Source organism: Nostoc sp. 'Peltigera membranacea cyanobiont' 210A (assembly GCF_002246015.1).
Taxonomy (GTDB): Bacteria; Cyanobacteriota; Cyanobacteriia; order Cyanobacteriales; family Nostocaceae; genus Nostoc.
On record NZ_NOLJ01000001.1, the window covers coordinates 203,390 to 216,269 of the forward strand.

The 12,880-nt window shown below is 42.5% G+C and carries 2 protein-coding genes and 1 pseudogene; all 3 read left to right on the forward strand.

Annotated elements, in window-relative coordinates; all coding sequences use genetic code 11:
- The 3 genes and pseudogenes from CDG76_RS00860 to CDG76_RS00870 all read left to right on the forward strand — a co-directional run bounded on the left by CDG76_RS00860 (position 1) and on the right by CDG76_RS00870 (position 12,855).
- Positions 1 to 4,256 (forward strand): annotated as a pseudogene (locus CDG76_RS00860) (beta-ketoacyl synthase N-terminal-like domain-containing protein).
- Between the two features lie 95 nt (positions 4,257 to 4,351).
- Positions 4,352 to 12,010, forward strand: a complete 7,659-nt coding sequence (locus CDG76_RS00865) for a non-ribosomal peptide synthetase (protein ID WP_190240720.1) — start codon at positions 4,352 to 4,354, stop codon at positions 12,008 to 12,010.
- A 50-nt stretch (positions 12,011 to 12,060) separates the two neighbouring features.
- The gene (locus tag CDG76_RS00870; RefSeq protein WP_094347230.1) at positions 12,061 to 12,855 is read left to right on the forward strand and encodes a 2OG-Fe(II)-dependent halogenase WelO5 family protein; all 795 of its coding nucleotides are present in this window, start codon (positions 12,061 to 12,063) and stop codon (positions 12,853 to 12,855) included.
- The last annotated feature ends 25 nt before the right edge of the window (positions 12,856 to 12,880 follow it).

The window sequence follows — 12,880 nt, forward strand, 5'->3', positions numbered from 1 at the left end:
ATGACAATAAATTCAGTGCATAAAAATAATGAGTTTGACAACTCTGAAATAGCAATAGTTGCTGTTGCTGGTAGATTTACAGGTGCAAAAGATATTGAATCATTTTGGCATAATTTACGAGATGGCGTAGAATCTATCTCCTGGCTAACGGATGAAGAATTAATAAATTCCGGCGTTTCTCTAGATTTGCTGAGTAACCCTAATTATGTAAAAGCTAGTGCTGTTCTATCAGAGATTGAATTGTTTGATGCTAATTTCTTTGCTTATAGTGCCAAAGAAGCTGAGTTAATAGATCCACAACAACGCCTATTCTTAGAATTGGCTTGGGAAGCAATAGAAAAAGCTGGTTATGACCCGCAAACCTACAATGGTTTAATAGGGGTTTATGGTGGTGTAGGGATGAGCAGATATTTGTTCAATAATCTCTATCCTAATTATCAATTATTAGAAACAATTGACCCTATCCAATTAGGAATTTCAAACGATAAAGATTTTTTACCTACACGAGTTGCATATAAACTTAACTTGACTGGCCCCGCAGTAAATGTGCAAACAGCGTGTTCTACTTCTTTGGTTGCTGTTCATGTAGCTTGTCAAAGTCTCTTAAATGGTGAATGTGACATAGCTTTAGCTGGTGGAGTTACTCTGGGCATTCCCCAAAAGATAGGTTATTTACATCAAGAGGGAATGATTCTTTCTCCTGATGGACACTGCCGTGCTTTTGATGCTAAAGCACAAGGAACGATCGCGGGTAGTGGTGCTGGGATTATAGTATTGAAAAGATTAAAGGATGCAATAAGCGATCGCGACTACATTCATGCAATTATTAAAGGCTCGGCCATCAATAACGATGGTGCAATGAAAGTGGGTTTCACTGCTCCTAGTGTTAGCGGTCAAGCAGCAGTGATTGGCGAAGCTCAAGCTATAGCGGGTGTAGATGCCGAAACAATTTCCTACATCGAAGCTCATGGTACAGCTACACCTTTAGGCGACCCGATTGAAATTGCAGCTTTAACTCAAGCTTTTAGTCAAAGTACTGATAAAAAAGGTTTCTGCGCGATTGGTTCGTTAAAAACCAACTTAGGACATTTGGATACAGCAGCAGGTGTGGCAGGTTTGATTAAGACTGTATTAGCACTGCAACATAAAATGCTGCCTCCTAGTTTGCATTTCGAGACACCTAATCCCAAAATTGATTTTGCTAACAGTCCTTTTTATGTCAATACAACTCTGACTGAATGGAAAACAGATAACATTCCTCGCCGTGCTGGCGTTAGTTCCTTTGGTATGGGGGGTACTAATGCTCATGTGATTTTAGAAGAAGCACCTGTTTTTGNGCAGGGGGCAGGGGGCAGGGGAGAAATTATCACTTGTTGTGTCTGTCTGCGAAAACTGCAAATGCTCTTGAACAGGCAACAGCTAATTTAATCACACATTTAAAAGAGCATCCAGAACTAAACTTAGGTGATGTAGCTTATACCCTCAATAGTGGTCGTCGGGGTTTTAATCATCGACGGATGTTAATTTGTCAAGACTTAGAAGATGCTGTTAAAGGTCTTAGTAATTTAGCAGCCCAACAAGTTTTTACCAATTATACAGAGATTACAGAACGGTCTGTTGTCTTTATGTTTCCCGGTCAAGGTTCTCAGTATGTCAACATGGCGCGGGAAATTTACGAAACTGAAACCGTATTTAGAGAACAAGTTGATTATTGCTCAGAAATTCTTGAACCCCTACTAGGGCTAGATTTACGTCATATTATTTATCCCAGCGATGAAAAGATTGATGAGGTATCAAAACAACTTCAACAGACAGAAATTGCCCAACCTGCTATTTTTGTAATTGAATACGCCCTAGCTAAATTATGGCAGTCTTATGGAGTGGAGCCACAAGCTGCGATCGGTCACAGTATTGGCGAATATGTAGCAGCAACTCTAGCAGAAGTTTTTTCCCTAGAAGATGCCTTATCTCTGGTAGCAGCACGCGGACAGATGATGCAGCAACTTCCCACTGGAGCAATGCTTTCTGTTCCTCTACCCGCAGACAAGCTAACATCCTTATTAGGGTCAGAACTTTCTGTTGCAGCAATTAATCAACCCTCGCAGTGTGTAGTTTCCGGTTCCATAGCAGCAATAGATACACTACAAAATCAGCTTGCTGCTCAAGGGATTGAATGCAAACTTTTGCATACTTCCCATGCCTTCCATTCCCAAATGATGGAACCAATCTTAGAAGCATTTGCAGAGCAAGTCAAAAAAGTTACTTTAAATCCCCCCAAATTTCCTTATATCTCCAACCTTACTGGTAATTGGATTACAGTCACACAAGCCACAAATCCTGACTACTACGCTCAACATCTGCGTTCCACAGTACAGTTTGCCCAAGGTGTAGAGAAATTATTAGCAACACCTGAACAAGTATTACTAGAGGTAGGGCCAGGACACACACTAACTACATTAGTTAAAAAGCATCTAGACAAAGCAGCCGCACAAACTGTCTTGGCTTCGGTACGTCATCCTCAAGAAAAGCAATCCGATACTCGTGTTTTATTCAACACATTTGGTCAACTCTGGTTGGCTGGAGTCAAAGTAGATTGGTTTGGATTTTATAGTCAGGATGAATATTACCGTCTTCCCTTACCGACTTATCCCTTTGAACGCCAACGTTATTGGATTGACCCCCCACAAAAAGCAGCTTGGGGACAGTTGCAAACTTTACCCCCAACATCACAATTGTGGACATCGCTTACACAAGCAGGTCAAAAACAAGCAAATACTAGAAATGCAGAACTTAACGAGTTAACCTATCAAGAGAATAGACAATGGTTGGATCGTTTAGGTACAGCCTATATCAACTCTGCATTCAAGCAATTAGGGGCTTTTAGTAATCCCCAAGACAAGTATTCTTTAGAGAATTTGTTGGGGCAATACCATATTTCTCCCCGCTATCAGCAATTGTTGTCTAGATGGTTGCAAATATTAGTGCGACAAGGACAACTAGAGCAACATGACGGATTATTTAGTGGGCTAGTGCCATGTTCACAAGATTATATTAATGAACATTTAGAGCAAGTCAAAGCTGGGTTCGGTGCTTCATCTTTAATAGATTTAGATTTAGTGCAACGCTGTGGTGAAAATTTAGCTGCTGTTATTGTTGGTGAACAAGAACCATTAGAGATTTTCAATGAACTGGTTTACCAAAAAGAAAATAACGGTTCATATTCAGAATCTCCCTTAATTTATTACTACAACTCTATCTTGCGCTCAAGCTTGGAACAGGTAGTCAAATCATTGCCATCATCGATTCACCTGAGAGTTCTAGAAATCGGTGGAGGTACTGGTGTATCTACGCAAGCATTATTACCTGTGTTGCAGCCTAAACAAACCAACTATACTTTTACTGATATTGGTAGCGGCTTCCTGACTCAAGCGCAACAGAAGTTTAACGACTATCCATTTGTTGAATATAAATTATTAGACATAGACAAGTCGCCAACTGAGCAAGGGTTTGAGAAGTCTAGCTTTGATGTAATAATAGCCTCTAATGTGTTGCACGCCACTCGGAACATAGATCAAACACTCCACCATGTACGCTCTTTATTAGCTCCTGGGGGCTTCCTCCTAGTGTGGGAAATAACGCAGCCGAAAATAGATTTTGATATTAGTTGGGGTCTGCTGTTGAAACCTTTAGACGATAAAAGACGCAATCCAGGTCAGCCTTTTATCATTTTAGACCAGTGGTTTGAAGCACTACGCGCTCAAGACTTTGTTCAAGTTGCCGCTTTTCCTGAAACTGAAGCGCTTGAGCATCAGATTATTATGGCTCAAGCTTCTGCATCAGCCGCATTTAGCATCAAATCTGGGCAAAAAGATACTGAACATAAATCACAAATTTCATTACAAATAAAACCGGATGTTTTTCAACAAGAAAACTTATCTGCACTCTACTCCAGACCTAATTTACCAAATTCATATATAGCTCCCTCTAATGATATTGAGAAAAAAATTGCCGAGATTTGGCAAGAATTATTAGGAATTAAACAGGTAGGAATCCATGATAATTTTTTTGAATTAGGAGGAGATTCTTTAATAGCTGTTCAAGTTCTGTCGAGATTAAGAAACACTTTTTCTATTAAATTATCTGTAGCAAATTTGTTTGAGTCTCCCACAATAGCTGAAATAGCAGCAAAACTAGAAAAACAATTAGAGTCAGATACCAACTTAGGTGCAATTGATAGAGAAGAAATAGCAATTTGAATAAAAACTAATTTTAAATTACGAATTACGAACTTGTACTGAGCGTAGCCGAAGTATTACGAATTACGAATTAGCTGAAGTGGAGTAATGTTTCTGTGAATATCGAACAATTGGTAGTTGATCTTACTAAACAGGGTGTGAAGTTGTGGGTTGAAGGTGAGCAGTTGCGTGCTAATGCTCCAAAGGGAGTATTGACGCTAGAAACTCGTGACTTATTAGCTAAAAATAAAGCAGAACTTATCTTGTTGCTGCACGAGAAAAATGCGGCTCCCGATACAGATTTACCCCTGATCAAAACCGAGCGTCCTCAGAACTTACCTCTGTCTTTTGCCCAAGAACGACTCTGGTTATTAAACCAGTTGGAACCAGATAGCCCTTTCTACAACGAACAAATAGCTCTAAAACTTCACGGTCAGTTGAACGTCGTGGCGCTAGAGCAAAGCCTCAACAAAATTATCGATCGCCACGAAGCTTTACGTACCAACTTCCGCACCTTCAACGAGCAGCCAGTCCAGGTAATTGCTGACAGATTAACCTTAAGTGTGCCAGTAGTAGACCTAACAGAACTACCTGAAAGTGAAAGAGAAATTGCTTGCCAACAATTAGCTACGACGGAAGCTGCTCAACCGTTTGACCTTGCTAGTTCTCCTTTAATCCGAGCTTGTGTGGTGAAACTCAAAGAGCTAGAATACGCTTTGGTACTAACAGTACACCACATTTTAGTGGATGGTTGGTCAACAGGCGTATTGATGCGCGAGTTAGCAACCATTTACTCAGCCCTCTGCAATAACTTATCCCCAGAGCTACCTGAGCTACCAATTCAGTATGCCGATTTTGCGATTTGGCAACGGCAATGGTTGCAAAAAGAAGTACTCCAAACGCAACTTGATTACTGGAAGCAATTACTCAAAAACGCTCCTACCTTATTAGAATTACCCACAGATAGACCTAGACCAGCCATTCAAAATTACCGGGGCGCAGTCCAATATATAGAATTATCAAATGAACTGAGTCAAGCGATCGCCAATTTCAGTAGGCAAGAGGGAGCCACCCTATTCATGACGCTGTTCTCTGCTTATGTTACCTTGCTTTATCGCTATACAGGCTCCGATGACATTGTAGTGGGTACACCCATTGCTAACCGCGATCGCTTGGAACTTGAAGGGTTAATTGGCTTTTTTGTCAATACTTTAGTATTACGTACCGATTTGTCAGGTAATCCCAGTTTTCAGCAATTGCTCAGTCGCGTCCGGCAGGTGACACTCTTATCTTACGCTCATCCAGACTTGCCCTTTGAGGAGTTGGTAAAAGCATTGCAGCCACAACGAGACCTCAGTTATACACCACTGTTTCAGGTGATGTTTGTCCTCCAGAATGCGCCTATGTCTGAGATAGAGCTTGCTGGCCTAACTATCAGTTCTTTGCCAACCCAAAGCGCAGTTGCCAAGTTTGATTTAACTTTATCATTGCAGAACACTGCGACTGGACTGGTGGGTGTGTGGGAATACAACGCTGACTTGTTTGATGCCAGCACAATTGAGCGGATGAGTGGGCATTTCCAAACATTGCTTGAAGGAATTGTTGCTAACCCTCAAGAGCGGATTTCACAATTGCCTCTGCTGACAGAACTTGAGCAACAGCAGCTATTGGTTGACTGGAACGATACCCAGTCCGACTATTCCCAGGATAAATGTATTCATCAGTTGTTTGAGGAACAGGTTAAACGTACTCCAGATGCTGTGGCAGTGGTGTTTGAAGATCAACAGCTGACTTACCAGCAGTTGAATAGTCGTGCTAACCAGTTGGCGCACTACTTAAGGTCTGTGGGTGTGGGAGCAGATGTACTAGTAGGGTTGTGTGTTGAACGCTCACTGGAGATGGTGGTGGGATTACTTGGCATTCTTAAGGCGGGTGGTGCTTATGTACCACTTGATCCTGAGTATCCCCAAGACCGCTTGAGCTTCATGCTCGAAGATGCTCAACTTTCGGTACTCTTGACTCAACAGCATCTAATTGAAAGGCTACCTAAGCATCAAGCACAGCTTGTATTTTTGGATACCGAGTGGCAATCTATTTCTCAATTGAGTGATTTTGATTTGGTTAATAGCACCAGCAGCGAAAATTTAGCTTATGTAATTTACACTTCTGGTTCTACAGGCAAACCCAAGGGAGTGATGATTCAACATCAATCCCTAGTCAATCTTACGCAGGCGGCAATTGTTGAGTATGGATTAAGCAATGCCTGCAACGGGCAAAGCCAACGCATACTACAGTTTCTCTCTATTTGTTTCGATGCGGCGGCAGCAGAAATCTATCCTCCCCTAAGTTCTGGTGCGACGGTAGTGCTGCGAACCCAAGAAATGCTGAGTTCGGTGCAGACGTTGATCCAAAAATGCCGCGATTGGGGTATAACAGTGTTAAGTTTGCCAACAGCATACTGGCATCAGCTAACTTTTGAATTAGTCAATGCCAATTTGGTGTTACCCGATTGCATCCGGCTGGTAATTATTGGTGGCGAGCATCCACTTGAGCAACGATTCAGAATGTGGCAACAGCATATAGGCGAGTATCCACAGCTAATAAACGCCTATGGCCCTTCTGAAGCGACTGTAGAAGTAACGTATAAATTACTGGGTATTGAGCAGCAAAAGCTCACAATTGGCCGACCCATTTATAATACTCAGATATACATCCTCGACCAATATCTACAACCAGTCCCCATCGGTGTACCAGGAGAATTGCACATCGGTGGTGCGGGATTGGCAAGAGGCTACCTCAACCGTCCAGAGTTGACCAATGAGAAATTTATCCCCAACACCTTTCAAAGAGGCAGGGGGCATACTTCGACTGCGCTCAGTACAAGGGGAGCAGGGGGCAGGGGGGAAATAGAAAACCAATTCTCGAATTGCGATCGCGTTGGCGGAGCCTCTCGTAGAGAAGCGTGTGCAAAACACTCTCGCCTCTATAAAACTGGGGATTTGGCACGTTATTTACCGGATGGTGACATTGAATACTTAGGACGCATCGACAATCAAGTAAAAATTCGTGGCTTCCGCATTGAATTGGGAGAAATTGAAACAGCACTGAGCGAACATGGTGATGTGCAGTCCTGTTGTGTCATCGCCCGTGAAGATACCCCAGGAGAGAAGCGCCTCGTCGCCTATATAGTGCCGTATCCACAGGTGACTTGTACTGAGCCTGTCCTGAGCGTAGCCGTTGGCGCAGCCTCTTGTAGAGAAGGGCGGAGTCGAAGTACACCTACAATCAACCAACTGCGCCACTTCCTGAAAGCAAAACTCCCAGAGTACATGGTGCCAAATGCTTTTGTGGTACTGGAGGCTTTGCCACTAACTCCCAACGATAAAGTAGACCGCCGGGCCCTACCAGCACCGGATTTACAAAGCGAACAAAAAGACAAATATGTTGCCCCACGCACACCCATTGAGGAAATGCTGGCACAAATTTGGACACAAGTGCTGAAACTAGAGCGAGTGGGGATACATGATAACTTCTTTGAAATTGGGGGACACTCGTTATTAGCAACGCAACTGCTTTCACGTATCCGCAACATTTTCAAAGTGGAACTACCATTGCGTGAGTTGTTTGCAAGAGCAACAATTGCAGAATTGGCGCAATCGATTGGGCAATTGCAGCAACAGGACTTAGAACTTTCTACACCACCCATCTTACCAAGGGCAGAGAATGCACAAATACCACTGTCTTATGCTCAACAGCGCTTGTGGTTTTTAGACCAGTTACAGCCTTTGGGTGGCACGTATAACATACCTCTAACTTTGCGTTTAGTAGGAACTCTCAATCAAGCAGCTTTAGAACAAAGCTTACAAAAAATTATTTATCGTCACGAGGTATTACGCACCAACTTCATTACCGTTGATGGACAACCAACTCAAGTTATCCAAACACAAACGAATTGGACACTATCAATTATTGACTGGCAACATCTACCCATCAGCGAAAAAGAAATTGCTACACAGCAATTAGTGCAAAAACAAACTATTGAAGGTTTTAACCTTGCAAATGAACCATTGGTCAGAGCAACGTTAGTTTTGCTGTCCGAGACAGAACACGCCTTGTTAGTGTATATACATCACATTGTCTCTGATGGCTGGTCAATGGGTGTGTTTATCCAAGAATTAGCAGCTCTATACAATGCTTATTCTCAAGGTCAGCCGTCACCGTTAGCACCCCTAGCGATTCAGTACGCAGATTTTGCAATTTGGCAAAGACAATGGTTGCAAGGAGATGTACTGCAAAGCCAACTGAATTATTGGCAACAACAACTAGCCGATGCACCAACTTTATTGTCGCTACCCACTGACCGGCCTAGAGGGGCTGTGCAAACTTACCACGGCGCATATCAAGCGATCGCACTTTCAAAGAAGCTCAGTATTGCGCTCAAACAATTGAGTCAAAAAGAAAGCGTTACCTTGTTTATGACGCTGTTAACAGCATTCCAAATATTACTATGGCGCTACAGTGGGCAGGATGATATTTGCATAGGTACGCCGATCGCTAACCGCAACCGTGCAGAAATTGAAGGGCTAATTGGCTTTTTTATCAATACCCTTGTGTTGCGTACCCGCTTAGATGGTAATCCCAGTTTTAGGCAGCTACTATCACGGGTGCGAGAAGTAGCGTTGTCCGCGTATGCTCATCAAGATTTGCCTTTTGAAATGTTGGTAGAGGCATTGCAGCCAGAACGAAATCTCAGCCATAATCCAATTTTTCAGGTATGGTTTAATTTACAGAATTTGGCAGACACCCAACTAGAACTTTTTGGATTGTCTGTAGAACCGATATTAATGTCAGAAGCAGCTTCCAAGTTTGACTTAAGCTTGTATGTTGCAGAACACGAACAAGGAATAACTCTGCAACTACTATATAATTCTGACCTATTTACTTCAGAAAGAATGGTGGAAATGGTGCAACAATTCCATCATTTGCTGAATCAAATTGTTGTCGATGCTGATAGTGCAATCGCCTCTTATTCTCTTGTAACACCACAAGCTCGACTTTTACTGCCAGATCCCACAACAGCTATACCACAACCAGAATACGAATTAGTCACAACAACGTTTACCTTTTGGGTAAATAGCACTCCAGAACTCTCAGCAGTGCGTCAAGGATCTCGCACTTGGAACTATGGAGAATTAGGCAAAAGCTCTCAAGCTTTAGCAAGGGTGATGCTAAGTCACGGAATTGAACGGGGAGATGTCGTAGCCGTGTATGGGACATCAAGTTTTGGATTGATTGCCAGTGCGATCGCTGTACTCTTAAGTGGAGGAGTGCTACTTACTCTCGATCCGCAACTTCCTAGCCAACGCCAACAGCTGATGCTTCAGGAAGCTAAAGCTAAATACATATTGCACGTCGATAGTCAACCCCCAGAAGACCAAGAGATATGGCAGTCTTTAACTATCATCTATGTAAATCCAGACACAGCAGAAGCTACAAATTCTTTAGAAAGCAGTCATACAATACCCCTACCGGAAATATCTGCTGATGATGCAGCCTATATTTTCTTTACTTCTGGTACTACTGGCGTTCCTAAAGGAGTATTGGGGTGTCACAAAGGGATGGCGCATTTTCTCAACTGGCAAAGACAAACCTTTGGAATTAGTCAACAAGACCGCATTGCCCAATTAACAGGACTTTCCTTTGATGTCGTTCTTAGAGATATCTTCTTACCTTTGACCAGTGGTGCAACATTGTGTCTACCAGCACAAGGGGATAAATTAGAACCGACCAAAATTTTGCGTTACTTGGAACGCGAACAGATTTCCGTTCTCCACACAGTTCCTTCCTTGGCGCAATCATGGTTAGCTAACGTCCCCTCGGAATCTCTGCGTAACTTACGCTGGTTATTCTTAGCCGGAGAACCTCTTAAGCAGACATTCGTACTACAATGGCGAGATGCTTTCCCCCAAGCAGGTGAAATCGTTAATCTCTATGGGCCGACAGAGACAACTTTGGCGAAATGTTATTACCAAGTACCCAGCGAACCGACAGTAGGGGTACAGCCAGTGGGATGGCCACTTCCTGAAACTCAAGCACTAGTTTTAGGTACAAATCGGCAACTGTGCGGCATTGGGGAACCGGGCGAAATTGTTTTGCGGACACCATTCCGCAGTTTGGGCTACATTAACGCTCCAGAAGAGAAGCGTTCTCGGTTTGTCAAAAACCATTTTCGCAATGACGACCAGGATTTACTGTACTATACAGGCGATCGCGGCCGCTATCTTCCAGATGGCTCTCTAGAAATTCTTGGACGCCTTGATCATCAAGTCAAGATTCGCGGCATACGCATTGAGCTTGGGGAAATTGAGACAGTATTAGCACAACACCCATCTGTGCATCAGACTGTAGTAACTGCCCATGAAGATGATTTTGGCGAGCAACGCTTAGTGGCTTACATCATCCCAAATCAGGAATCAACACCTACCATTAGTGAAATCCGTCGCTTCCTCTCCAGCAAGCTACCACAGTACATAGTGCCTTCTAGCTTTGTATTCCTAGATAGCTTGCCACTAACACCTAACGGCAAGATAGACCGCCGCGCTTTACCTACACCTTCTAACATTATTAACTTAGATATATTTGTTGAACCTCGTAACCAATTAGAAATGCAATTGGTGCAAATTTGGTCAAAGATTCTGAAAATTGACAAGGTGGGAGTACAAGATAACTTTTTTGACCTTGGTGGTCATTCGCTTTTAGCTCCCTACTTAATGGCTCAAATCAAGCAGCAGCTTGGTAAAGATGTGAGTTTAACAAGCCTCTTCCAAAACCCAACTATTGAACAGTTAGCGACAATTGTCCAAATAGACTCGAATTACTCAAATTCGTCTTGTCTGATACCAATTCAGTCAAACGGTTCCAAGTTACCTTTCTTCTGCATTCCCGGCGCTGGTGGCGAACCTTTCTACTTGTATCACTTAGGACGTTATTTAGGAGCAGACCAACCTTTATACAGTTTTCAAGCAAACAATTTAGATGGATTAGAGCCAGCCACCCGAATTAAGGATATGGCTAGTCATTATATTCAAGCAATGCAAGCTGTTCAGCCACGAGGTCCATACTTTTTGGGAGGGCATTCTTTAGGAAGTATAGTAGCTTTTGAAATGGCGACTCAGTTGCTCCATCAAGGACATATCGTTGCTCTAGTCGTCATGATTGATATGTCAGCACCAACCTCTAAAGATAAACAAGCACGTATTGAACGTCTTGATTGGGATCACGCTAGATGGTTGATTGAGTTGATCAAAGCAGTAGAAGTTTCTCTGTCAACGAACATAGATATTTCTTACGATACCCTTCAATCTTTGCCTGAAAAAGAGCAGCTAAAACATGTTTTACAGCATTTAAAAATGGTGAATATGCTGCCTCCTAATGCTGAAATTACGCAGATGAAAAACATGGTGCAAGCTTTAAAAGCAAACTCTCTATCTCTAATTAATTATGTACCAGAACAGATTTATCCTGGTCGAATTACGCTTCTACGTGCCAGCGAAACTCCTCCAGAACGCTTGGCTAGCAAGTTTTCTGAGATTTCCCAAGATTCTACCTGGGGGTGGAGTGAGTATTCTTGCGAACCAGTAGATATCCATTTTGTTCCAGGCAACCATATAACGATGATGGCTGAACCCCACGTCCAGGTCTTAGCCGAACGGTTGAAAGTTTGTATTGAGCAAGTACAAGCCAACATGGCATTGCTGAATACGAGTATGAATTGAGATTGTTGACCAAAGTTGAAACTTGAAATTTAAATGTAAGGAACTGTATTATGACTGCTGCTTCTAACCAGATTAAATCGACAGGATGGGATAAAAAACAAGAGTTTCCCTTAACCGCAGAATCTTTAAAAATGCTACTTGAACAACGAATTCCTCTGATTCGGCTGAAAGATTTTGCCACACCCGAAGAGTGTGAAATGTTATATGCTCAAACTGAATTGCTCAACTTTAACGCTTATCAAGATGTGAGTCCTAAAATTGAAAAAGTTGGCATCACAGTGTTTGAATACAACAGCATTAGTAAAGCAGATTATTTTAAAGAAGTAGAAAGAGCTACTAAATTAAGAGACTCTATTACAGCAGCCTCCTTCAATCCATTGGAGCGCATAATGGAGAAATTCCGAGAGTGCGGCGCGAAAGTGCGAATTGCTTCGGAACCATTTTACGGTAGTTATTATGCAGGACTGATCAGAAAAATAGAGCATGGTACCCAACTTCATATTGATTTTGCGCCATTGGAGCAATCTGAATGGGAAATTTGTACAATTACCACTCAACTTTCCTGGACTTTGTACTTGAAATTGTCTCCCAACAATCATGGTAAAACGTGCATTTACGATCGCCGTTGGCAACGAAGTGATGAGCAATATAAACTCGATTCTTACGGATATAGTGATACAGTGATTGCTGATGTAGATACGATCTCCTTCCAACCTTATGTCGGAGATGTATTGCTTTTCAATACAAGCAACTTTCACTATGTTGAGCCGATGAATGGACAACGTGTGGCTTTCACTTCCATGATTGGCTTACTTCCTAACGGTGAGATTATTTTCTGGTCTTGATAGGAGGCAAGGGAGCAGGGGGCAG